25 protein-coding genes are annotated in these 24,469 nt (G+C 31.4%); 15 read left to right on the forward strand and 10 right to left on the reverse strand.

What is annotated here, in order from left to right:
- Nucleotides 1-3: 3 nt before the first annotated feature.
- From ACM55I_RS01700 to murI, 5 genes are all read left to right on the forward strand, one after another.
- On the forward strand, nt 4-744 hold the full coding sequence (locus tag ACM55I_RS01700; RefSeq protein ID WP_416845105.1) for an isoprenyl transferase: 741 nt from the start codon (nt 4-6) through the stop codon (nt 742-744).
- Entirely contained in the window at nt 677-3,421 is a 2,745-nt protein-coding gene (locus ACM55I_RS01705; RefSeq protein ID WP_416845056.1) for a BamA/OMP85 family outer membrane protein, read from the forward strand. Before ACM55I_RS01700 ends, ACM55I_RS01705 begins: the two co-directional genes overlap by 68 nt.
- 37 nt (nt 3,422-3,458) lie before the next feature.
- The gene (locus ACM55I_RS01710) at nt 3,459-4,649 is read left to right on the forward strand and encodes an OmpH/Skp family outer membrane protein (RefSeq protein WP_416845057.1); all 1,191 of its coding nucleotides are present in this window, start codon (nt 3,459-3,461) and stop codon (nt 4,647-4,649) included.
- 42 nt (nt 4,650-4,691) lie between these two features.
- On the forward strand, nt 4,692-5,192 hold the full coding sequence (locus ACM55I_RS01715; protein WP_039108822.1) for an OmpH/Skp family outer membrane protein: 501 nt from the start codon (nt 4,692-4,694) through the stop codon (nt 5,190-5,192).
- A gap of 112 nt (nt 5,193-5,304) precedes the next feature.
- Nucleotides 5,305-6,081, forward strand: a complete 777-nt coding sequence (gene murI, locus ACM55I_RS01720) for a glutamate racemase (protein ID WP_416845058.1) — start codon at nt 5,305-5,307, stop codon at nt 6,079-6,081.
- 1 nt (nt 6,082) lies between these two features.
- On the opposite strand, the gene ACM55I_RS01725 is transcribed toward murI, so the two are convergent.
- Both ACM55I_RS01725 and ACM55I_RS01730 read right to left on the reverse strand, forming a co-directional pair.
- Nucleotides 6,083-7,318, reverse strand: a complete 1,236-nt coding sequence (locus ACM55I_RS01725) for an aromatic hydrocarbon degradation protein (protein ID WP_416845059.1) — start codon at nt 7,316-7,318, stop codon at nt 6,083-6,085.
- Nucleotides 7,319-8,641 carry a DUF4270 family protein gene (locus tag ACM55I_RS01730; protein WP_416845060.1) on the reverse strand — a complete coding sequence of 441 codons (1,323 nt, stop codon included), beginning with the start codon at nt 8,639-8,641 and terminating at the stop codon, nt 7,319-7,321.
- 262 nt (nt 8,642-8,903) lie between these two features.
- Between ACM55I_RS01730 and ACM55I_RS01735 the strand changes: the two genes are divergently transcribed.
- Genes ACM55I_RS01735 through ACM55I_RS01755 form a run of 5 tightly spaced genes read left to right on the forward strand, consistent with a single transcriptional unit; the run spans nt 8,904 to nt 12,946 of the window.
- Entirely contained in the window at nt 8,904-9,719 is an 816-nt protein-coding gene (locus tag ACM55I_RS01735; protein WP_416845061.1) for a DUF6268 family outer membrane beta-barrel protein, read from the forward strand.
- 15 nt (nt 9,720-9,734) lie between these two features.
- On the forward strand, nt 9,735-10,742 hold the full coding sequence (locus tag ACM55I_RS01740) for a Kelch repeat-containing protein (RefSeq protein ID WP_416845062.1): 1,008 nt from the start codon (nt 9,735-9,737) through the stop codon (nt 10,740-10,742).
- Entirely contained in the window at nt 10,726-11,091 is a 366-nt protein-coding gene (locus tag ACM55I_RS01745; RefSeq protein WP_416845063.1) for a DUF4907 domain-containing protein, read from the forward strand. The genes ACM55I_RS01740 and ACM55I_RS01745 overlap by 17 nt, the downstream gene beginning before the upstream one ends.
- Complete coding sequence (locus ACM55I_RS01750; protein ID WP_416845064.1) at nt 11,092-12,180, forward strand: sensor histidine kinase; 1,089 nt, start codon at nt 11,092-11,094, stop codon at nt 12,178-12,180.
- A 52-nt stretch (nt 12,181-12,232) separates the two neighbouring features.
- The gene (locus tag ACM55I_RS01755; protein WP_416845065.1) at nt 12,233-12,946 is read left to right on the forward strand and encodes a LytR/AlgR family response regulator transcription factor; all 714 of its coding nucleotides are present in this window, start codon (nt 12,233-12,235) and stop codon (nt 12,944-12,946) included.
- A gap of 13 nt (nt 12,947-12,959) precedes the next feature.
- On the opposite strand, the gene ACM55I_RS01760 is transcribed toward ACM55I_RS01755, so the two are convergent.
- Nucleotides 12,960-13,475 (reverse strand): gamma carbonic anhydrase family protein, encoded by a 516-nt coding sequence (locus ACM55I_RS01760; protein ID WP_416845066.1) that lies wholly within the window; start codon nt 13,473-13,475, stop codon nt 12,960-12,962.
- A 12-nt stretch (nt 13,476-13,487) separates the two neighbouring features.
- Complete coding sequence (locus ACM55I_RS01765) at nt 13,488-14,486, reverse strand: PorP/SprF family type IX secretion system membrane protein (protein ID WP_416845067.1); 999 nt, start codon at nt 14,484-14,486, stop codon at nt 13,488-13,490.
- A gap of 153 nt (nt 14,487-14,639) precedes the next feature.
- Here ACM55I_RS01765 and ACM55I_RS01770 point away from each other — a divergent pair, with 153 nt between their 5' ends.
- The 4 genes from ACM55I_RS01770 to ACM55I_RS01785 all read left to right on the forward strand — a co-directional run bounded on the left by ACM55I_RS01770 (nt 14,640) and on the right by ACM55I_RS01785 (nt 17,846).
- Nucleotides 14,640-15,539, forward strand: a complete 900-nt coding sequence (locus tag ACM55I_RS01770) for a NifU family protein (RefSeq protein WP_035669874.1) — start codon at nt 14,640-14,642, stop codon at nt 15,537-15,539.
- A 109-nt stretch (nt 15,540-15,648) separates the two neighbouring features.
- Nucleotides 15,649-15,849, forward strand: a complete 201-nt coding sequence (locus ACM55I_RS01775) for a dodecin family protein (RefSeq protein ID WP_416845068.1) — start codon at nt 15,649-15,651, stop codon at nt 15,847-15,849.
- A 556-nt stretch (nt 15,850-16,405) separates the two neighbouring features.
- Nucleotides 16,406-16,936, forward strand: coding sequence for a YtxH domain-containing protein (locus tag ACM55I_RS01780; protein ID WP_416845069.1), 531 nt, complete (start codon nt 16,406-16,408; stop codon nt 16,934-16,936).
- 82 nt (nt 16,937-17,018) lie between these two features.
- Entirely contained in the window at nt 17,019-17,846 is an 828-nt protein-coding gene (locus ACM55I_RS01785) for a mechanosensitive ion channel family protein (protein WP_416845070.1), read from the forward strand.
- A gap of 9 nt (nt 17,847-17,855) precedes the next feature.
- On the opposite strand, the gene tsaB is transcribed toward ACM55I_RS01785, so the two are convergent.
- The 3 genes from tsaB to ACM55I_RS01800 all read right to left on the reverse strand — a co-directional run bounded on the left by tsaB (nt 17,856) and on the right by ACM55I_RS01800 (nt 21,354).
- Nucleotides 17,856-18,524 carry a tRNA (adenosine(37)-N6)-threonylcarbamoyltransferase complex dimerization subunit type 1 TsaB gene (gene tsaB, locus ACM55I_RS01790; protein ID WP_416845071.1) on the reverse strand — a complete coding sequence of 223 codons (669 nt, stop codon included), beginning with the start codon at nt 18,522-18,524 and terminating at the stop codon, nt 17,856-17,858.
- 82 nt (nt 18,525-18,606) lie between these two features.
- Entirely contained in the window at nt 18,607-19,911 is a 1,305-nt protein-coding gene (locus tag ACM55I_RS01795; RefSeq protein WP_416836019.1) for an efflux RND transporter periplasmic adaptor subunit, read from the reverse strand.
- 6 nt (nt 19,912-19,917) lie between these two features.
- The gene (locus ACM55I_RS01800; RefSeq protein WP_416845072.1) at nt 19,918-21,354 is read right to left on the reverse strand and encodes a TolC family protein; all 1,437 of its coding nucleotides are present in this window, start codon (nt 21,352-21,354) and stop codon (nt 19,918-19,920) included.
- Nucleotides 21,355-21,548: 194 nt separating this feature from the next.
- Here ACM55I_RS01800 and ACM55I_RS01805 point away from each other — a divergent pair, with 194 nt between their 5' ends.
- Entirely contained in the window at nt 21,549-22,958 is a 1,410-nt protein-coding gene (locus ACM55I_RS01805) for a DUF4403 family protein (RefSeq protein WP_416845073.1), read from the forward strand.
- A 10-nt stretch (nt 22,959-22,968) separates the two neighbouring features.
- Here ACM55I_RS01805 and ACM55I_RS01810 read toward each other — a convergent pair whose 3' ends face one another.
- Genes ACM55I_RS01810 through ACM55I_RS01820 form a run of 3 tightly spaced genes read right to left on the reverse strand, consistent with a single transcriptional unit; the run spans nt 22,969 to nt 24,459 of the window.
- On the reverse strand, nt 22,969-23,220 hold the full coding sequence (locus ACM55I_RS01810) for a hypothetical protein (RefSeq protein ID WP_416845074.1): 252 nt from the start codon (nt 23,218-23,220) through the stop codon (nt 22,969-22,971).
- Nucleotides 23,221-23,227: 7 nt separating this feature from the next.
- Complete coding sequence (locus ACM55I_RS01815) at nt 23,228-23,770, reverse strand: DUF420 domain-containing protein (protein ID WP_416845075.1); 543 nt, start codon at nt 23,768-23,770, stop codon at nt 23,228-23,230.
- A gap of 2 nt (nt 23,771-23,772) precedes the next feature.
- On the reverse strand, nt 23,773-24,459 hold the full coding sequence (locus ACM55I_RS01820; protein WP_416845076.1) for an SCO family protein: 687 nt from the start codon (nt 24,457-24,459) through the stop codon (nt 23,773-23,775).
- Nucleotides 24,460-24,469 lie beyond the last annotated feature (10 nt).

The raw sequence follows: 24,469 nt of genomic DNA on the forward strand, positions 1-24,469 counted from the left end.
GAAATGGATTTACTAAATACGATAGACACAACTAATTTACCAAAACACTTAGCCATTATAATGGATGGTAACGGACGCTGGGCAAAACAAAAAGGGCTTTTAAGAGCTTTTGGACATGAAAGCGGAACAAAGTCAGTAAAAAAAATAATTGAAGCCAGTGCTACATTAGGAATAGAATATCTCACTTTATATGCCTTCTCTACTGAAAACTGGAACAGACCAAAACTGGAAGTAGAGACTTTAATGAGAGTTTTAATAAATTCCTTAAAAAAGGAGCTTACAACACTCCAAAAAAACAACATCAAACTGAATGCTATTGGAAATCTTGAAAAATTACCAAAATCAGCACAAAAGGAACTTCTCGATGTAATAAATAAAACAAAGGACAACACGCAAATGACATTAACACTGGCATTAAGCTATGGTTCTAGAGAAGAATTAGTCTCTGCAGTTAAGAACATTTGTAGTAAAGTTAAAAATAATATAATTTCAATAGACACTATTGACGATTCAATTATAAATGAGCATCTTTACACGCAAAATTTACCGGATGTAGATTTATTAATACGAACAAGTGGAGAACATAGAATAAGTAATTTTTTGTTGTGGCAAATCGCCTATGCAGAATTATATTTTACTGATATATTGTGGCCAGACTTTAAAGAACAAGATTTATATGAGGCTATTATTAGTTATCAAAAAAGAGAACGTAGATTTGGAAAAACAAGTGAACAAATTAAATAATTTTTTAGTGTTACATAAAAGCATAAAAACAGTCCTTACTATTTTGATTTTGGGAAGTTTTACTCAAATTAAGGCTCAAGAAAGAGTTCCTTTTGACCAAGGAAAAAAATACATTCTAGCCGATGTAGCAGTTGTTGGAAAAATAAGTTTCAATTCTCAGACCGTAGTAACTTTTGCAGGACTTCAAAAAGGACAGGAAATAACAATTCCCGGAGAAGAAATAAGCAGCGCCATAAAAAAACTTGGTAAATTAGGGCTTTTTGATGAAATCTCTTTTTATGTAAATCGAATTCAAAATGACAGTATTTATCTAGACCTAAATATTGAAGAATTACCTAAATTAAATCAGGTGAGATTTGTAGGTATTAAGAAAAATAAAACGGAGGCTTTAATAAAAGATAATAGCCTTACCAAAAATAAGATTGTAAACGAAAATTTAATCACTACGACAAAAAATTACATTGAAAATAAATACAAAAAAGACGGTTATTACAATACAAAAGTAACCATAAATACCACCAAAGATACAACAACAATTAACCAAGTAAACATGCTTGTGAATATCGACAAAGGTGACAAAATAAAGATTCAAAATATTGATTTTGTAGGAAATGAAAAGATTTCTGACAAAACATTGCGTGGCGCAATGAAAGATACAAAACAAAAAAACCCTATTCGACTTTTAAAAGCATCTAAATTCATACAAGCAAAATACAAAACCGATTTAGAAAAAGTAATTGCTGCTTATAAAGAAAAAGGATATAGAGATGCCAGAATACTTTCTGATTCTGTTACTTACAACAAAGACAAGAATGCATTGTCAATTAAAATAAATGTAGAAGAGGGAAATAAATACTATTTTGGAAATATTAAGTTTTTAGGAAATACTGTATATTCAGATCAATTGTTGAGTAGAATATTAGGTGTCAAAAAAGGAGAAACTTATAATGGTGTACTTCTTGAGAAACGAATTGCTGATAAATCAAAACCAGACGGAGAGGACATTACCAATTTATATCAAAATAGTGGTTATTTATTTTCAAATATAAATGCCGTAGAGGTAAAGACCGCTAACGATACTATCGATTTTGAGATAAGAGTTACTGAAGGACCTTTGGCTTATTTCAATAAAATTACAGTTGTAGGAAATGACAAAACTAATGATCATGTAATTTACCGAGAATTAAGAACTAAGCCCGGAGAAAAATACAGTAAAGAAGAACTGGTAAGAACTATTAGAGAGATTGGACAGTTGGGATTTTTTGATCCTGAAGCAATTGATCCAAAATTTAAAAATGTAGATTCTGGAGCTGGAACTGTTGACATAGAATACAATCTTGTTGAAAAAGGATCTAGCCAAATAGAACTGCAAGGTGGTTATGGCGGAGGTGGTTTTATAGGTACTTTGGGATTATCTTTCAATAATTTCTCAGCAAAAAATCTTTTAAACAAAGAAGCATATAAACCTTTACCAATGGGAGACGGACAAAAAGTTTCTTTGAGATTACAGGGAAGTACTTACTTTCAAACCTATAGTATGTCTTTTTCTGAACCATGGTTTGGCGGAAAAAAACCAGTACAATTTAGTACATCCTTATCCTATAGTAAACAGTTTTTAAATAATTATATAACACAAAGAGTAGATAAAACTAAGAGTTTTAATATCCTTACTTTATCTGTTGGTTTAGCTAAAAGATTAACTGTGCCAGATGATTTCTTTGTATTGTCACAATCGATAAGTTACCAACATTATGATTTACATAATTACAACACAGGATTATTTACATTTGGAAATGGAACTTCTAGAAACTTAGCTTACACAATAGGATTAACCCGAAGCAATAAAGGAGTAAATCCAATCTTCCCAACGTATGGTTCAGAGTTTAGCATTTCAGCAAAATTAACTCCTCCATACTCATTGATAAATGGAACTGATTATGCGACATTAGGCGATAAAGAAGAATACAAATACAAATATAAAGGTACTACTTATACCGGTTCAAACGGAATACAAGTAAATGAAGGGGATTATGTTGAAGTTATCCCTAGCACGACAAACCCTACTCCAAACAAAGTTTCTAACTATCAAGATGCAGCTGCTGACCCAGCAAAAGTAGATCAGCAGAAATTTAATTGGTTAGAATATTATAAAATTAAGTTCAAAGCAGACTGGTACACAAAAATTTATGGTAAATTAGTACTACGAACTTTAACTGAATTTGGATTCCTTGGAGCATACAACCAAGATAGAGGTGTTGTTCCTTTTGAAAGATTCTATGTGGGTGGTGACGGATTAGCAAATTACTCTATGGATGGTAGAGAAACCATACAATTGAGAGGATATCCAAACAACTCTTTAACACCGGTAAACAGCAAAGGAGAACAAATTGGAGCAACGGTTTATAATAAATTTTCATTGGAAATGCGTTATCCTATAACATTAAAATCATCAGCATCTATTTATGCATTAACGTTTTTAGAAGCAGGTTCTTCTTATGCGAATTTCAAAAGCTATAATCCGTTTGCATTAAGTCGTTCCGCTGGAGCTGGTTTACGTGTCTTCATGCCTGCATTTGGACTATTAGGAATTGATTTTGGATACGGTTTTGATGCCTTACCAGGAACAACTAAACCAAACGGATGGGAAACCCATTTTATCATTGGACAACAATTTTAAAAAAATTAGTTAAAAATTTTTCTAATACATTAAAGTTATGAGAAAACAATTTTTATTTATATTTTTAGCGCTAGTTGTAGTAACTACTTCTCATGCGCAAACTAGAGGGACTAAAATAGGGTATATTGACATGGAGTATATCCTTCAAAACGTACCCGATTATACGCAAGCAAAAATTCAATTAGAGCAAAAAGCTCAAAAATGGAAACAAGAGATTGAAGTTAAAAAGAACGAAATAGATAAGTTAAAAAACGCATTAAAAGCAGAACAAGCTTTACTGACAAAAGAACTTATTAATGAACGAGAAACAGAAATTAAGTTCCTTGAAAATGAGTCTTTAGATTATCAACAAAAAAGATTTGGGGCTAATGGCGATTTGATTCAACAAAAATCAATGTTAGCAAAACCAATACAAGATCAAGTTTTTACTGCTGTTCAAGATATTGCTGAAGCAAAAAAATACGATTTTATCTTTGATAAATCTTCTGATTTAACCATGCTTTTTTCAGCAAAAAGATTTGATGTAAGTGATCAGGTTTTACGAGTAATAAATCGAGCCGAAAAGAGAGAACAGTTAAGTAAAAAACAACTTAAGGAAGAAGAGGCAAAAGAAAATAAAGAAGATGCTTTGGATGAAAATCCAGTTTTAGCTGATCGACAAAAAGCATTGGACGAAAAAAAAGCAGCCAGAGACAAAATTATAGCTGAAAGGAAATTACTTCAAGAAGAGAAGAAAAAGGAATTTGACGAAAGAAGAAAACAACTTCTATCTGAAAGAGAAGCTAAAAAAACTGGTGCTGTAACTGACAACAATAAAACAGCTGCAACAACTGACAAAGCACAACAAATTGAAGCGTCTAAAACAGCTGCTGCCGAGGCAAGGCAAAAGCAAATGAATTTGAGACAAAAAACGTTGGAAGATCGCAAAAAAGCAGTTGAAGAAAAAAGACAGCTAATACTCGAAGAAAGAGAAGCAAAAAAAACTGGCACGATTTCTGCCTCTTCTAAAACAGAAGATATAAAGGCTAAAACAGTTATTAGTGATTCTACTAAAGTAGATTCAAAAAAAGTTGCAGAAGACGCTAAAGAGAAACTGATAGAGCAAAAAGCGAAAATTTTAGAAGACCGTAAAAAGGTATTGGAAGATCGTAAAAAAGCTTTAGAAGAAAAAAGAAAAAAAATATTAGAAGAAAGAGAAGCTCTTAAAAAAGCTAAAGAAAAAAATTAAAAAAAATACTAACAAAAATTAATACTAAATATTTTAAAAACGATGAAACAAATCAAAACTTTACTAATTGCTGCAATACTTTTATTTGGTGCAAACCAAACTATTAACGCACAAGCAAAAACTGCTCATGTTGATGTGAGTGAAATTATGGCAAAAATGCCAGCTATGTTAGAAGCACAAAAACAACTTGAAAAATTAAGTGGTACATACGATGCAGATTACAAAAAAATGGTTGAAGAATACCAAGCAAAATTAAAAAAATACGAAGCAGAATCTGCAACAGTTACTGAAGTTGTAAATGGAGAACGTTCTAAAGAAGTTCAAGATATGCAAAAAAGAATTGTTGATTTTAGAGATAATGCTCAAAAAGAATTACAACAAAAAGAATCTGATATCGTAAAACCTTTAATGGAAAAAGTAAGAGCTTCTATCCAAAAAGTAGGTAAAGCAAAAGGATTTCAATATGTGTTAGATGGTTCTACACTTTTATTAGCTGACGGTCCAAACTTGACTGCTGATGTGAAAAAAGATTTAGGTTTCTAAAAAACACAAAAATAGTTTAAAGACTGCTCACCCTAAAATATAGGATCGAGCAGTTTTTTTTTGTCAAAATAAATTTTAGGATATTTAAATGGTAGCACTTAACTTTGTTTCTATGAACAACAATCAACCAATAGGAATTTTTGACTCCGGTATTGGAGGCACTTCAATTTGGAGCGCAATTCATGATTTACTTCCTAACGAAAAAACAATCTATTTAGCCGATAGTAAGAATGCTCCTTATGGTCAAAAATCGAAAGAAGAGATTGTTGCTTTAAGCATGAAAAACACTGATTTATTGCTTAAAATGAACTGTAAATTGATCGTAGTAGCTTGCAATACCGCAACTACAAATGCCATTCGAGAATTACGAGAAAAGTATGATGTTCCTTTCATTGGTATTGAACCGGCCATAAAACCGGCCGCAACACATTCTAAGACTCAAATTATAGGAATCCTTGCCACACAAGGCACATTAAACAGTGAGCTTTTTAACAAGACTGCTGAAATGTATCAAGACACCAAAATAATTGAACAAGTAGGTCATGGGTTAGTGCAACTAATTGAGAATGGCGATATCAATTCACCGGAAATGATAAAACTACTTTACTCCTATCTCACTCCTATGATTGAGGCTAACATCGATTATTTAGTATTGGGATGTAGTCATTATCCGTATTTGATTCCTCAAATAAAAAAAATACTACCAGAACACATTCACATTATCGATTCTGGTGAAGCTGTAGCGAAGCAGACTCAAAAAATATTACGAGAAAAAATAGGTTTTTCTTCAACTAAAAAAAGCGAACCTATTTTCTATGTCAATAGTAATCCTAGGGTTTTAACTGAAATTTTAGAAAACAAATATACTGTCGAAGAAATAGATTTTTAATCTATTCAAATTTTCTTTTGACAAACCAAATTCCATCTAAACATAAATTAAGTGACAATTTATGATAATTTTCTTTGATAAGTCCATCACTGATTCTTCCTTTTTGCCCATAGGAATACGAAATATTCAACGCTGAAAAAGTGTTTTCGATAGGAAGTGAAACCCCAAGCGAGAATGACATTGAATTGATTCTTTTGTTATCAACCTCCAAATAACCCGTATCATAATTCAATCCGGTCGAGTACTGAATTCTATCAAAATAACTTCTTATATTTTTTGATTTACTATACGAAAATCCCAAAGCAAATTTATCTTGATTAATAAAATTACCATACAAGTCGGATTGATTTGTACTATTCCATAACCCTTTTCCATAATCAAGTGTCAGATTCAAGTTGTTTTTAAAAACTTTACTTAAACCCATTCCTATTTCCAATGGCATATAATAATCATCGGTATCAGATGCAAGCTCCGATTCAATTGTTGTAGTACCAGAATTATTGACTGTGGTTACGGATTGCTCTTTGGCAGCATTTATTTTTGTAGGAGATTTCAAATTGATCCCTAAAGTAAATGTAGAATCAACTTTGAACTGAGCTCCTAGAGATGCTCTAACGCCATTGTAATTCGTTTTTTTATAAATGTTAGTTACAGAATTAGAAGTAGTATAATTCCTATCATCAGTAGTGTTTCCAAAAAGTAAAGACGTTGAAATTCCTAAAGCTAATTTCTTACCTATTCTATACCCATATGAAACATCAAAATTATTCAATCCCCCAGTTCCCGTAGCATTCAAAATATAGCTTTCCTGGCTATCTTGAATTGGTAATGATAAATTAGATATTTTGAATGTAGAACTCGAATAAGGTTTTAGCGCTAAACTAAAAGCTGATTTTGATGTCACAGGGAAAGCAAAAGCGATATGGGAAAACTGAACATTATTCCGATTTTCTTTTTTTAGATTATTTTCATAACTCGACAAAATAGCCTTTCCTCCTACATCAAATAAAAAATGATTTTGATACATAAATCCCAAAGACGCGGGATTTAAATTATTGATAAATCGATTCGAAGGTAAAGCAATTCCTGAAGAACCAATAGAAGGAATTGATCCAAAATCAGAATCATACAAGGTTCCTAAACCATAAAGCGAATAGGGAGAACTGGAAATACTTTGTGAAAACGAAGCTGTTGTTATAAAAAGAAACAAACCTACGAATGCTATTTTATTTTTCATCTAATAAGAAATATAATAAATTTTCAATTGAATTTTGTTGTTGGCATTTTTCTGATCGCCTAAAACTAGTCTGTCAACTGCTCTTGAAATACTGGGCAATGTGAGAATTAATGAAGATTTAGAATCCGATTCTTTTAGCATTTCGCTTTGCAAAAAAGCTCCTATCGAAATTTTATACCCAATATTCTCATTAAATTCATCACTTGTCTTATTCAAGATTGCATAAACAGGTTTTCCGGCTATAGTATTAAGTGTTCCTTTAATTCTATTTAATTTATCTCCAACAAAAACCCGTAATGAATCTACTAAAGGATACGTGTCTGAATAGGTATTATTTACTGGCTTTATAATTAATTCAGCATCTACAATAGCTCCATTATCTGAGAGATATTTCAATTGTTTTATGTTAGGAAAATCTACCCGGCAAGCAATTCCCGTTCCTGATTGAATAAACGCTTTATTCCCTGTTTGCAAACTGGGCAGTCTATTTGACGAAATAGGCAAATCCTGAATTTGTGTTCCAGTTCTATCCAAAGTGATATTATTAAATTGCCTGGAGACATCCAAAACAGAGAAATTTTTAATTAAAGAGGTTTCTGAATCACCTAGGTATTTTGAATAATACAACCGAAGCGCGCTAGACATATTGAACCCTATAATACTGGAAGAATTACCTGATGTTGACTTGATAACAAATCCTTTGAGATATTCTGTAAACTCATCAAAATTTGATATTTCATGTTTTTTCAATTTTAGAAAAAGAGCATTTCCAAATTCGTTATTCAGTTTAACAACTACTGAATCCTTTCTATTTGGTTTTGGTTTAAATGAAATACTGCCTAAACTTTCAGCATCATAACTTAAGCTGGAATTATTATAAAAATTATTATCTTCTAGATTGGGCTTGACCTTTTGTGTCAACTTATGAATACTAAGCGATTGTACTTTTGTTGTGTCACCATAGAAATACTTAGCCTCTTTTAAAACCAATTTAATGGAATCGAACACATAATTTGGGGCATCCGTATCAGAACTCTCATTATACAGACTGTAACTTGTAGATGCCATTTGAAAATAACTGTCTGATTTTACTTTTCCAAAAATAGGGTCGTCATAATTCCCAACCAGAATCCTACTTTGACTGGATGTTACCAATGAATCAAAATTAATAGTAGCAACATCAACAGTTAAAGTATCAATCAATATCACTTTATTATTAACCGATAAATAGTCAGACCCAACGACAAACTCACCTGTGTCAGAATCAGAGTTACACGAATTCATCATAAGTCCAAAAAACAGCAACAACAATACCTTATACATAAATGTTTTTTGAACAAATATATAAGAGACCACTTTATACCGCATAATAACATATACCATTGGAAGCTTTCTGTCTATAAAAAGCTGATTCTAATCTACAATTAAGACAGCGGTACTAATTATTCATTCGACCATACAAATGCCTTGTTTGTCTATGAAATTGGGCGGTATATATATCTTCTTTTTTTTAATTGGATAACGTATCTACTTTTGAAACAATAAAAAAATAATGAGAATAAAGACTTTAGTAAACCTGTTATTTATGATTCCAATTCTTAATGCATCGGCCCAAAGTGGATACTCCTTAGAGTTGAATGTAAAAACACAACCAACTGAGAAAATCACAGTAAATGAAACCGGAATTGGATTAACCTTTTTTAGGAATATTGATTCTAAAAATAAAATAACCAACACTATCAAGTACAAAAATATTGGAATCAATTATTCATTAGAAAATTATGATTTACAAAATAGTCTTAATCAGTTTACTAGTTTCGGAAATGATTTTGAACTTTCTCATCAACTAACGGGGGAAACAAAATTGAATTTAGAAATTAATCCAATAGTTAATTTCGAAAATAATTTTGGAATTTCTGATGTGTCGATTCTAGGTGGTTTAGAAGTTAACCATTCTTTTAACCCTACAAATTCCATTAACATTGGTATAAAAAGAATGTCCATTTTTGGTAAACCGGAAATACTGCCTACTTTTTCTTTTCATCATCAAATAAATCAAAATTCATTTGTAAACGTTGGCTTTCCAAACTCAACTTTTTCTTATTCAAATAGCACTCGAAATAGCTTCAGTGTTACAAATAGTTTCGATGGAAATTTTCACAACCTCGATAGACCAAGAGTTCTTGATGATTTAAACACCGCAACAAAAGTTAGTTTTTCACAAATGACTTCGGCATTAGAATATGAGAGAAATATGGATTCAAACTGGTTTGTAAGTCTTAAAGGAGGTTATGAATTTAACAAAAAATACAATCTGACTAACAATAGTGGAGATTCAAAATTTGATTTCAACATAAGCAACGGCTACATTTTTAACATTGGAATAAAATACAAACATTAATAAATAAAATAAATTATGAATAGTTTAAAAAAAGGAATATTGTTCACTACACTTTTTGCAAGTTTAGTATTTGTAGGCTGCAGTAATGATGACGATTCCGTAGATTTAATTGGAAACTGGATTAAAAAATCTTCCTTTGACGGACCTGCAAGATCAAGCGCAACGAGTTTCGTAATTGGCACTTACGCTTTTGTAACCACTGGATATACAGGGGATGAATATCTAAAAGATCTTTGGGCTTACAATTCAACAGGCGATTATTGGGAGCAAAAAGCTGATTTTATTGGAGCAGCAAGAAGTTCAGCTTCTGGATTTGAATTAAACGAAAAAGGCTATGTAGGTCTTGGTTATGATGGCACTAATAAATTGAAAGATTTCTATCAATACGATCCTACCAGCAATACTTGGACACAAAAAGCAGATTTTGCAGGAACAGCACGTTATTCAGCTGTAGGATTCCAAGTGGGTGGTAAAGCGTATTTTGGAACTGGTTATGATGGAAATTATTTAAAAGATTTTTATCAGTACAACCCAACTACTAATTCTTGGTCATTGGCAAATGGATTTAGTGGAAATAAAAGAAGAAATGCAACTGTTTTTGTAATTGACGACAAAGCGTATTTTGGAACAGGAGTAAATAGTGGAGTTTATCAAGTTGATTTTTGGATGTTTGATCCGGCAACTGATGTATGGACAAGGAAACGCGACATTGATCAAGATACCACTGATGATTATACTTACAACGATGATTATGTAATTGTTCGTTCTAATGCATCCAGTTTTTCTATGAACGGATTAGGATATGTCGCTTGTGGCGAAAGTTCAAAATCGATATGGGAATACAATCCATCAACTGATATTTGGTTAGAAAGAACACCACTTGAAGGATCAGCAAGAACAGATGCTACAGGGTTCTCAATTAACCAAAGAGGGTTTGTAATGCTAGGAAGAACCGGAACATCTTATTTTGATGATTCATGGGAATTTAAACCTTTAGAAGCACAAAATGATGATGACAACTAATACAACTAATAAATTCTTCTGGACAGCAATCCAGAAGAATTTATCATTCCTAATTACAAGAAATAATGTGTTCCTACTATTGGGTTTGTTTTTATTTATTTCTTGTAACAAAAATGAAAATTTAAACATAAAATCCTTAAAAACGCCAACAGGTTGGGGTTATTTTATAACTAACAATAAAAAAATTATAATAAAACAAACCGTAATTCCCGTTATTAGCGAAAATAAAAGTTTCAAAACCGAAGAAGATGCGCTGAAATTGGGAAACTTAGTATTACAAAAATTGAAAGACGATTTATCGCCTACGGTAACAAAAAAAGATTTATTTTTATTAGCTGTAAAAATCTAGATGAACATAGAAGGAATTAAAAACAACAATTTAAACCAAATACTTTTTCATAGTATGATTTGGTGTTTCTTCATCGTTACCTCATTAATCCAGTTTTACGAAAGTCCATTTAGCATTAATACTGATTTCTATGCCCAGTGGATTACGGGAATACTATTATTCTATCTGAATTATTTATACTTAGTTCCTTTATTGCTTTTGCAAAAAAAATATTGGGAATATTTTACTATCCTAATTTCTATAATAATCCTCTTTATGATTATTCGGTATACTTTTTTTATGCCCGAATTTAAGAATATGAGACCTCTCAGAATGATAAATTCATCTGGCAAAGAGATTTTAGTAAACGCCAATTTTAAAAGGAAGCAGCCGTTTTTTTTTAAGGCGGTTCCTTCTTTTTTCTATATATTAATCATTACGATTGGTACAATCGTAAAAACCTTGTCTGAATTATATAACAATCAGCAAAATAAATTAATTGCCGAAACACACCGGGCTTCAACAGAATTAAACTACCTGAGGAAACAAACTAATCCTCATTTTTTATTTAATTCATTAAATAGCATTTATTCATTAGCCTATAAAAAATCTGATTTAGTTCCAGATGCAATTGTAACTTTGTCAGAAATGATGCGGTATATGTTGTATGAAACTGATAATAAATCTGTGTTTTTGGAAAAAGAAATCAATTACATTAAAAACTATCTTGAGTTACAAAAACTGCGATTGAATAATATTGAAAACATCACTATTAATATTCATGGTGAAACAAAAAACAAATACATCGAGCCGTTGCTTTTGATTTCATTTATTGAAAACGCGTTCAAATATGGCACAGATTACAAAGGAGCTGCTTTTGTAAAAATCAAAATAACAATTGAAGAGAATATTTTAGATTTTTGGGTAGAAAACAAAATTGAAAATCACAGGAAAGATCCGGAAAATTCAGGGATAGGAATGACCAATATTGAAAACCGCCTGAATCTTCTTTATCCTAATGCACACCAACTTACTATTATTGAGACTGACAGTAATTATAGTGTCCATTTAAATTTAAAACTAGACCAAATTCAAACTTCTTTTAATTAAAAACATGATGTAAATTTTAATTGTTCCAAATTTTAAATAAAAAACAAAAAAGATGAAATGTGTAATTATAGATGACGAGCCTTTAGCGGTTGATTTGCTCAAAGAATTTGTTAGCAAAGTAGATTCTCTTGAACTGGTCAACACATTCACTAATGCTATTGATGCGATTTCCATAATCAATCAGTCCAATGTTGATTTGATTTTTTTAGATATTGAAATGCCTCATTTTTCAGGAATTGACTTTATTAATGCAATAGAAAAAAAGCCGCTAATCATATTTACAACTGCTTATTCTAATTATGCTGTTGAAGGATTTAATCTTGGCGCGGTCGATTATTTGGTAAAACCCATTCCGTTTCATCGGTTTTTAAAATCTGTTTTAAGGGCACAACAAATTTTCAATCCACAAAACTTACCTGTAAGTAACAACTTGATTTCCACTCCTGAAATTGAACAGGATTTTATGTTTGTAAGAGCTGAATATGAAAATGTAAAATTGAATTTTTCAGATATTTTGTTTATTGAAGGATTGAAAGATTATGTCAAAATATACACCACTGACAATAAGTACACACTAACATTAATTAGTCTTATGAAACTGGAAAATCTACTTTCATCCAAAGGATTTGCAAGAATTCACAGGTCGTATATCATCAATATAAAACACGTGAAATCAATCCAGAAAAACAAAGTTATAATTGCCGAAAAAAGAATCCCGATTAGTGAAAGCTACAAAAGCTCATTCTTTGAAAAGATCAATTTATAAGTGCATTAAAATCCTATTCCTCTTTAAACCAACTGGAATACATTACGTAATTATTAGAAATACGTTCGATTTCACCTGCAAAATCAGATTGGTCAATATCTTTTACCTTTTTGGCAGGAACTCCGGCCCAAATCGAACCTGAACTAACAACTGTATTTTGGGTAATGGCAGCTCCAGCTGCAACAATAGAATTACTTTCAATAACACAATTATCCATTACAATTGCTCCCATTCCAATCAATACATTGTCATGAACCGTACAACCATGTACAATAGCATTATGGCCAATAGAAACATTATTCCCTATAATTGTTGGATGTTTTTTATACGTACAATGAATAATCGCACCATCCTGAATATTAACTTTATCCCCAATTTTAATAAAATTGACATCCCCTCTTATAACGGCATTAAACCAAACACTACAAGAAGAACCAAAACTAACATCACCAACAATAGTAGCATTCTCGGCGACATAACAATCCTCAGGTATTAAGGGTGTTTTTCCGTTAACAGATTTGATTAACATGGATAAAGTAAATTAATTAATTGCAGGACAGTTACATTCATATTTTTCAGGCTTACAAAATAAGTTGATTCCCAAAGTGATTTGGTGAAAACCTCCATTATCAAATTTCACTGGACCTGATACATGTGAGTAGGTATAAGCAAACATAAAATTATTAAAATTAACTCCAACGATAGGAGTAATATATTGAAGTTTTTGTTTGGAAACTCCTGAGCCATTAGTATATTCTGCTCCGTCTAAGCTTCTGCGGTAGGACAAACCTCCCCAAAGCATTCCAAAATCCATATTTTTGTAAGCTTTAATATTGAAGTCAATTGATTTTTCTTTGGTCTTGTCCACCAGTTGAAATAAAAATGATGGTTCCCACAATACTCTATCTTTATCCCCAAAAACATAACCGGCACTCAACAAATATTTTCTTAAGTTATCACTTTCATATTCGGTGTAAATATCTCGTCTGGTTTCAACGGCATTCTTTACTGTACCATGCACATAAAAATCTAAATAATTATAAGATGCTCCAATATCAAAATTAAAATAGGAATCTTTTTGCACGATGGTTCCATCTATAATAGGATCAAAATCACCTGATTGTAAAAAACTGGTTTCATCTAGTTGGCTTTGAATCAAACCTGCACTAATACCAAAAGACAGTTGGTTTAAATCAATTTCATCTCTAGAAAACATAAGATGATAGGCATACGTAAACTTAACTCCTTTTTGAGAATGATATCCATTTTTATCGTTAAACAAAATAATTCCAGCTCCAGCCTTTTCTCCCACTCGACCATTAAAACTAAGTGTTTGTAGCTCTGGCGCATCCTGCTGACTAAACCATTGTTTACGGGCAGTAAGCCTAATTTTTGCACAATTTGCTGCTCCTGCCATAGAAGGATGAATCAAATAATAATTATCTGATAAATAATCAGAATACACCGCAATACCCTCTTGTGAAAAAGAATATTGATACATAAAAAAGAAGACTGCTAATAATTTAATTTTGTTATACATAGAAAAACTAATATATAAAATGATTCGTTAGCCAATAAAATGCAGTAACAACTCTTTAAATAACTAAATTATTGTTAATTTATTTTATTAAAATTCAAATATAGCTATTCGTGGAAAATAACTTTACTAAATTTGTAAAAATTTACAAAGATCATGATAAAAGTTACCATAAAAGAAACTCAAAACCCAACCATATTAAAATTTGAATTTCAGGATTTCATTACTCAAAATGAAAGTTTTGAATTCAAAAATATAGACGAGGCAAAATCTTCACCATTAGCACAACAATTGTTTTACTTACCATTCGTAAAAACAGTTTACATCTCTGGAAACTTCATCGCTATTGAAAAATACAGCATTGTAGAATGGGAAGATGTAAAAGATGCGGTGTCAGAGCAAATAGAAACATTTGTAAACAATGGCGGAATAATCATTACACCAGACGAAAACAAAACAAAAAAACAGCCTATAACCGTTTACGGAGAAACTACTCCTAACCCATCTGCTTTAAAGTTCGTAGTAAGCAGAATGTTGACCAAAAATGCTGTTGAATATAAAAATATTGATCAAACAGGTTCATCGCCATTGGCTAAAGAACTTTTCAAATTTCCTTATGTAAAAGAAGTATTCATTGACGAAAACTACATATCTGTAACCAAATATGAAATCAATGAGTGGCAGGAAATTACCTTAGAAATAAGAAGTTTCATCAAGCAATATATCGAAAATGGGGGAACCGTTTTAGATGAAAATTTTATCCAAGCAGCAACCGCAGAAGAAAATACTAAAGCACAAAGTTTTGATAATCTAGATGTCACTTCGCAACAAATTATCAACATATTAGAGGAATATGTAAAACCCGCCGTACAAGCTGATGGAGGTAATATTGCATTTGACTCTTATAATGAAAGTGACAAAACCGTAAAAGTAATTCTTCAAGGTGCTTGCAGTGGCTGTCCTTCATCAACATTTACATTAAAAAGCGGTATTGAAAACATGCTAAAAAGTATGTTAAATGACGAAGGAATCAAAGTGGAAGCAGTAAACGCATAACTCAATAAAAAAAAACATAAGCAACTGAAAATGTTATAGTTATATTAAAATAGCCTTTAATTTTAAATAAAATAGGTACATTTAATCTTTAACTTAACAAATAGAAATTATGTCAGTATTAAAAGTAATTGAAGTACTTTCCAGTTCAGATATAAGTTGGGAAGATGCAGCACGAAAAGGTGTTGCAAAGGCGGCTAAATCCGTAAAACACATACGTTCTGTATATATTAAAGACCATAGTGCAGCCGTAAGTGGAGGAGAAATAACAGAATATAGAGTAAATTTAAAATTAACTTTCGAACTCGAATAGCTTAATTTGACCCAATTAATTTAAGCGTTTCATTTGAGACGCTTTTTTTTATAATATATTTTCAGGAGCTATTTCCCGTCATCCGTTTCAATCTTTCTAGTCCTGAACTTGTTTCAGGATCCTGAAACAAGTTCAGGACTAGAAAGGATTTCCACTGCTACCGGGGCTAAACAATCCCAATAAACGAGCTACATTTATAAACTAGTCTCTATTTATTACAACACGTCAACAATTCTATTAATTTGAAAACCTGAATTTGATTTTAAATTACTCGGAACAAAGTAAAAAATTAACCATTTTCAGAGCATTAGGTTTAGATTATTTCACAAAAATAAATAGTTTACATACTCCCAATATCATTTTGGCTCTAACCAAAAAAATATCAAATATTTCCCTTTTAGCTTCAAGATAAAAAACTAATGAGAGTCCATTTTATGTTTATCAAAACCAAACGTATTTAACCCCAAACACTGATTTTCAGCAAATTATTAACGATTCAATAAAGCGTTCTTAGAAAAAATTGCTTAATATTGTAAGACTAATCAAAATAAATATCATGGGACTATCTTCATTTTTTAAAAATTTATTTGGCTCAGCCAAAGAAACTGCTGGTGAATTAGCAGACAAAGCGGAAACAACTTTTGAACAAGCAAAAGAAACTGCAGCACCTTATATTGAAAAAGCAGAGGCATTTGTAGAAGAAACTTTAGACAAGGCAAAAGAAGCTGCTACTCCAATTTTAGATAAAGTAGAAACCTTTGCAACTGAAACAATAGACAAAGCAAAAGTGGCTGCCACCCCAATATTAGACAAAGCAGAAGTATATGCCGACCACGCCAAAGAAGCTGTAAGTGACTATTCTGAAAAAGCAGGTGATGCTTTAGGAAAAGTAGTAGAAACTGTAAAAGAAAAAGCTACCACAGCAGTAAACAAAGTTGAGGATGTAGTAAGTGAAACTAAAACAATTGCAACTGACGCTGTTGATACAGTTTCTGAAAAAACTAGTACTTTTATAAGTGATGCTGATTCTGAAGCCACTCAAACTGCTAAAGAAAACATAAATAGAATAGAAGAAGACGCAGATTAATTTATATAAAAATAATTTATTTGTATTTTTGCACTTCAAAACTTAACCTTCTCTTTTGAGAGGGTTTTTTATTATTTAAAAAATGATCTTAAATCCTAATCAAATTACTGATTACGCCAGTACTTTTATTCAACTATTAATCGATTATTCTCCCAAATTAATTTCTGCTGTTGTTGTTTTGTTTGTAGGGCTTTATGCCATTCGACTTATCAATAGATTAATCAGAAAAATAATGGTAAAGAGAGATTTAGACCCTACTTTAACTAAGTTTCTTGCTGATATTTTACTCTGGGTTTTAAGAGTATTACTATTTGTAACTTTTATTTCAAATCTAGGGATAGAAACTTCTTCTTTTGTAGCTATATTAGGAGCAATGGGACTTGCAGTAGGTTTATCGCTTCAAGGTTCTTTATCCAATTTTGCAGGAGGAATGCTAATTATTATGTTCAAACCATTTAAAGTGGGACATACTATTGAAGCACAGGGCAACATTGGAACAGTTAGTGAAATCCAAATATTTGTGACTAAATTAATCAACGGGAACAATCAAACTATTTTTATTCCAAATGGATCATTATCCAATGGCACTATCATCAATTATTCTTTACAAGGATTTAGAAGAGCTGATTTGACTATTGCTATTTCCTATGACACTGATATAAAAAAGGCAAAAGATATTATTACTGCTGTTTTAAATAGTAATCCAAAAATACTTAAAACTCCCGTAGCTGAAGTTTCAGTCAAGAATTTGACTGATAGTGCCATCCAACTTGCAGTTAGGCCATGGGCAAATAATGAGGATTTTGGTGCCGTTTTCTCTCAAACTTTAGAAAGCTGCAAGATAGCATTTGATGCTGCCGGAATAGTTATTCAGCCATTTGCTAAAGGATTATCTAGAACAGATTCTTAATATGATTCGTTATTTCTTTGAAGTAGTAATCATAAAATCTTTCAAATAAAAAGGTTCAAAATAAGCGACATCTACTGTGTCGTTTGTTTTGAATTTTTCAAAACTCAACAAGCTCATTTCTTTGGCTGAAGGACATTTGATATCTTCCAAGAAAACAAAATTATCTTTGGTTAAAACTGCTTTACACTTTTCGGTACAATCACCTACAAAATAAATCGTTTCCTGAAAATCTTCAAATGAATTTTCAGTAATAATTTCAGCTAAAGTTCCTCTCTTATTCTCAAAATCAGGAGTGAAAATGGCACTGTACACTTCCATTCTTCTTGCATCAATCATAGGAATAATCAAACCAGTTGAAACTGTCACCTGAGAAGCTAAAGTTTTCAAGGTATCAATAGCAATCAAGGGTATGTTTAAAGCAAAACACAGCCCTTTTGCGGCAGAAACTCCTATTCGCAATCCCGTATAAGATCCAGGACCTTGACTTACCGCAACAGCAACTAAATCATTAAAAGTAATTCCTGCTTCTTGTATAATTTCTTCGATAAAAACGTGCAACCGTTCGGCGTGAGAATACCCTTCTTCTGCAATTTCTTTACATAGAATTATTTTTCCTTCTTTTGCAAGAGCAACAGAACAGTTTTTTGTAGCGGTTTCGATGTTAAGTATGTAATCCAATTTTATTTTTATTTTAACGTGAAAATCGCAACCATAAAATAAAATTTACAATTGTGAATTTCAAATATATGTACTTTATGTATTATTTCTTGCTTTCTTCCTTATCTTTTTCTGTTTTTAACGTTACTTTATCTCCAGAATTAAGCTCTTTAGAAACTGTAGTGTAAGGCCCTGTAATAACTACATCACCTTTTTTAAGCCCAGTTAAAACTTCAATATTAGTATCATCCTGAATTCCAGTTTTAATGATTCTTATTTTAGCTTTATCACCTACTTTCACAAAAACACATTCAAATTTCTTATCACTTTTAGGCGCTACTTTTTTCTCGTCGGATTTAGGATCCTCAATTTTTATTTCCTTAACAGCAGCTGTATCTGATTTTACCACAACTGAACTAATTGGCACAGACAATACATTCTTTTTTGTTTTAGTAATAATATCTACTGTTGCAGTCATTCCCGGTCTAAAAGGGGAATATGCCGCCGGTCTTCCCTCTAATAAATCCTGATACGATTCTTTAAGTATTCTTACTTTTACTTTAAAATTAGTTACTTGATCAGCGGTCAAAGAAGAACTTGCTGAGTTAGAAATACTGGTAACAATTCCTTTAAACTGTTTTTTCAAATAGGCATCAACTTCAACTTTTGCTTCGTCACCCACTTTTATTTTTACAATATCATTTTCATTTACATCAACTTCAACTTCCATATTATTGAGATTTGCAACTCTCAACAATTCTGTTCCAGCCATTTGTTGTGTTCCCAAAACACGTTCACCAAGCTCAACATTAAGTACTGAAACCGTTCCATCAGCTGGTGCATAAATAATTGTTCTTCCAAGGTTGTCTTGAGCTTCATTAACCGAAGCAGAAGCACTTCTAACATTAAAGTAAGCGGTTTGCTTCGCTGCTTTTGCAACCTCAAATGACGCAACTGATTTATCCCAATCTGATTTGGAAATAATTCCTTTATCGAATAACGTTTTGTTTCTGTCATAACTTGCCTTAGCTTCTTTAAAAGAAGCATCAGCCTGACTCAAACCTGCTTTAGTTCCTGATAAATTGGCAACTGTTCTGTTTAATCCAGAAGTATATAAATCAGGATTTATCTTTACTAACAAATCTCCTTTTTTGACTACTTGTCCTTCTTTTATTGGCAAAGAAATAATTTCTCCTGAAACCATTGACGATATTTTCACTTCAATTTCAGGCTGAATTTTTCCTGTAGCTGAAACTGTTTCAACTATTGTAGTAGCATCAACTTGGGCTGTTTCTACTTCTTTACCTTTATCTTTGTTTCCAATAATTCCTTTTTTTGAAAGCACTACTAATAATGCAATAATAACCACAGCACTACCAATTAAGATATAAATTGTTTTTTTTGACATAATAATCTAGTTTTTAATGATTGGAATTCCAAAATAGAATTCTAAAATTTTAATTTTAAAAATGTAATCGTATTTCGTTCTAAGAACCTCAGATTGTGCATTAGTAAGCAACGTTTGTGATTGATTAAAATCAAAAGAATTCATCAAACCTACAGCATATTTTTCTTTGGCATAATTATAGGCTTCTTGTCTTGATTCTAATGCTACAATGGAAGATTCATGTGCATTTAAAGCGCCTTTTGCATCTGTAAACGCAGTAAAAACATTTCTTTGCAAATCTAAATCCTGTTGTTCTAAAGCGATTTTTGATTTTTCTAAACTTACCTTTGAACGTTCTACATTATTTCTTGCTGAAAAACCATTAAAAATTGGAACAGACAATTGTGCTCCAAAAGATTGTCCTTTATTATTGCTAAATTGATCCCAAAATGGCAATGCCTTTCCTAATACAGGAGAAAAATTATTTTGCAAAACATTTTGATTTGTCCCTTGTACATAACCAACTATAGATGTAGGATTTGACGTATTAGGCAGAACACCTACAACTCTGTCACTGTAAGCAACCCTAGAACTAAAACTATAGAATCCTTGAAGAGTAGGTTGAAAGGCCCCTTTTGCAATCGCAACATTTTTTTCTGCTATCTCCAAATTGGTTTTGGCAATTTTCAATTCGATTTTATTTTCTTTTGCTTTATCATAGATTGCTGCTGGAGTTTGTGCTAAAATATTGTTTTCATCTTTAGCGTTAGTATCATCAATGATATCAAAACTCTCAAATTCTTTTAATTGTAATAACTGAGCTAAACTCAATTTTGAAATTAACAAAGCATTCTCAGCTGCAATAACATTTTGATTATTAGAAGCTACAGTTGCTTTAATATCTAACAAATCTCCACGAGGAATTGACCCTGCACTAACTAATTCTTCTGAACGAGAATATTGTTTTTGATTGATCCCTAATTGTTCCAGTTGCACTTTTAAATTCTCTTTATTAAAAAGAATCTGTAAAAAGGCATTGGCAACATTTAGCGCTACATCTTCCTGCATTTTTTGCAATTGATATTTAGCTGCTACTATCGAAAGATTAGCTTTGCGAAGTGTATTTTGGTTTTGCAAGCCTTTATAAATATCAATCCCAATATTTGCTCCTGCAGAGGTAAACTGAGTTGTTTTATTTTGCAAAAGTCCTGTTGTAATATCCTGATTTAAACCAATATTCCAAGAGTGAGACGCATTAGCATTTAAAGAAGGAAGAAAATTTCCTATTGCGCCTTTTTTATCAATTGCAGCCGTTTTAGAATCTAATTCGGTTTGCTTGATTGAAATATTGTTTTGTATAGCATATTTTACACATTCTTCTAAGGTCCACTTTTTAGATTGTGCCTGAATAGTAATGCTAGAAACTAACATTAGAATTAAACTAAGAAAACTTCTTTTTCCCATATATTTCGAATAAAAGTGCAGTATCACTGCTAAACAAATTTAACTTTTTCTATTAAAGAACTTAGAAATACTATAAAATAATTCATACCAGAATCCGTTATAAAAACAATTAGACTTTGAAAATTAGCATTTGTTACAAAAAATGCTAAAAATATATTTGTTTTGTTAATTTTGCTTTTTTAAACCAAAATAAAATGCTAAAATTCTTTTCATTCTTACTCTCTATAGTGCTTATCTTATTGATTTCCGGTTGTTCTACTTCTCAAAAAATAGCTACTTTAAAACCTGAACCTGATGATGCTGTTCCATTAGTTTACGAAAATATTCCCTCTTTTATTAATTTGCCAATTAGCATCAAACTAAAAGACATTGAAAATCAAACGAATTCAATCTTAAATGGACTAATCTATGAGGACAACAATATTGAAGATGACGACATAGAAATGAAAGTTTGGAAACAAGCACCAATTACGATTACAAATGACAAAGGAGTTTCTGGAGACAAAATAAAAACTATTTTACCGCTTAAGGCAATAGTAAAATATAGAATAGGGACAAAAAAACTAGGGGTTGAATTTTATGACACACGTGAATTTAACCTAGATGGAGTGGTGACTTTAATAAGTGATACTGGTCTGATTAATTGGAAACTAAATACTAAAACCGAATTAAAATCATTAGATTGGAACGAAAGTCCAACAATGACCGTTTTTGGAAAAAATGTTCCTGTAACTTACTTAATTAATCCAGGAATCAAACTTTTCAAATCTAAAATTGAAAAAAAGATAGATGATGCTATAGCAAAATCCATGGATTTTAAACCTAATGTCCTATCAGCATTAGAGAAAATTTGCACTCCTTTTCAAATGAATGAGGAATATGAAAGCTGGCTTCGTATTATTCCAATTGAAATCTATTCTACTACTGCCAAACTAAAAAACGACACCTTTTTATTAGATATGGGTATGAAATGTACTATGGAAACATTGATAGGCAAAAAACCCGAATCAAAATTTGACAAAAACAAAATTACTTTGAAACCCGTCATCAAAATTCCCGAAGATATTACGGCAAATATCGTTGCGGTTTCTACTTATGAAGAAGCTTCCAAAATAATGACTAAGAATTTTTCTGGACAGGAATTTGGCTCAGGCAGTAAGAAAGTCAAAGTTCAAAATGTAGCAATTTGGCACAAAAACGGCAAAATGATAATTGCTTTAGATGTATTGGGATCTGTAAATGGAACCATTTATTTGGCAGGTTTTCCTCAATATAATGATAAAACGAAAGAAGTATTTTTTGACAAATTAGATTATGCATTGGACACAAAGAACAAATTAATGCGTACAGCTAACTGGCTTGCTCAAGGATTAGTTTTAAGAAAAATCCAACAAAGCTGTCGCTATTCCATAAAACCAAATTTAGACGATGGCAAACAAAGCATGATGAATTATTTGAAAAATTATTCGCCAATGCCAGGTGTTTTTGTAAATGGAAAAATGGAGGACATTCAATTTCAAAAAATCGAACTAACCAATCAGGCTATCATTGCTTTTATAAAAGTAAAAGGAACGGTAAATGTATCAGTTGATGGTTTAAAATAATCTTGAATATCTACTTTAATTTATTCTTTTTCATACGATAAACAGCATAACCAATAGCTCCTACCAGAACATATGGTATTACCATTAAATAAACAATTCCATCATTTACTGCTGCTGCTTTAGCTTTATTTCCTTCACCGGATAATGCTGCACGGCACATAGCACATTGAGCATTTGCAGGTAAGTATAAAAAAAAAGACACCAGAATAAATGCACTAGTTTTTACAAATCTTGAAAACTGCATCGGTACAAACTTTTTCATATTTTCTCTATTGAACATAATATGGCGAAATCATTAAGTAAACAACTACTCCAGTAACTGCAACATACAACCAGATAGGAAATGTAATTTTAGCAATTTTTTTATGCTTATCAAATTTAGCGGCCAAAGCTCTCACATAAGTAATCATAACAAGAGGAATAATCGCAATCGATAAGATAATGTGTGTTATCAAAAGGAAGAAATATAGGTATCTAATAGCTCCTTCTCCACCGAATTTAGTAGAATCAGCAGTCATATGATAGGCTACATACATAACTAAGAAGGCTACTGACAGTACGATTGCACTTGTCATTAACTGCTCGTGAAGTTTTCTTTTGCCATTTTTGATTGCTATTACAGCTGCTACTAAAATAATAGCCGTTAATCCATTTGTAGTTGCATAAATAGCTGGTAAAAAAGAAAGCGGCTCCACATTGTAACCAAAATCTTTTAGTTTCACTCCAAAGAGAATTGCTACAACTACAGGAATTACAATTGAAACAATTATAATAAATTTGCTGAATTTTTGTTCAAGTGTATTATCTTCCATCTTTAATCTTTTAATAAAATATTAATATCTTGTTGAATATCTCTAACTCCTTTTTTATCTAATCCATCGTAATATAAAATTGGATTTCCAAAATCATCTTTTCTACAACGGATTGTACCATTTTTATCAACTAAGGCAAACAACCCTGAATGCTCAAAACCACCATTTACTTTACTGTTTTCTCCAACATAAAGATTAAAACCTTTATTGGCAATACCAAAAATATAATCTTTATCTCCCGTCAGGAAATTCCAATTAGACGATTTTACGCCTAATAATTTAGCATGTGCTTTCAAAATTGCCGGAGTATCATGAGCCGGATCAATAGTAATGGAAACAATTCCAAAATTAGGGTTTCCAAAAAAACTACTTTCTATGGCTAACATACTCAAATTCATCTTTGGGCAAATAGAAGGACAAGTTGTAAAAAAAAATTCTAAGACATAAACTTTACCTCTATAGGTCTCATTCGTAATTTTTATATTATCCTGATTGATTAATTCGAATTTTGGAGCAGGGCCTATTTTAACTAATTTATCATCATTTTTAGTAGTTAAACCAACTTTGTCCAAACGATCCCCTTTTACTACATCATTATTTTCTATTCTATCAATTATTTTTGGCACTGCATAAATCCCAAAAAGTAAAATAATAAAAGAAATCCCTATGTATGATTTGTTTTTAAGCATTATTTCTAAG

The sequence above is a fragment of the Flavobacterium algoris genome, from assembly GCF_048158525.1.
GTDB lineage: Bacteria > Bacteroidota > Bacteroidia > Flavobacteriales > Flavobacteriaceae > Flavobacterium > Flavobacterium algoris.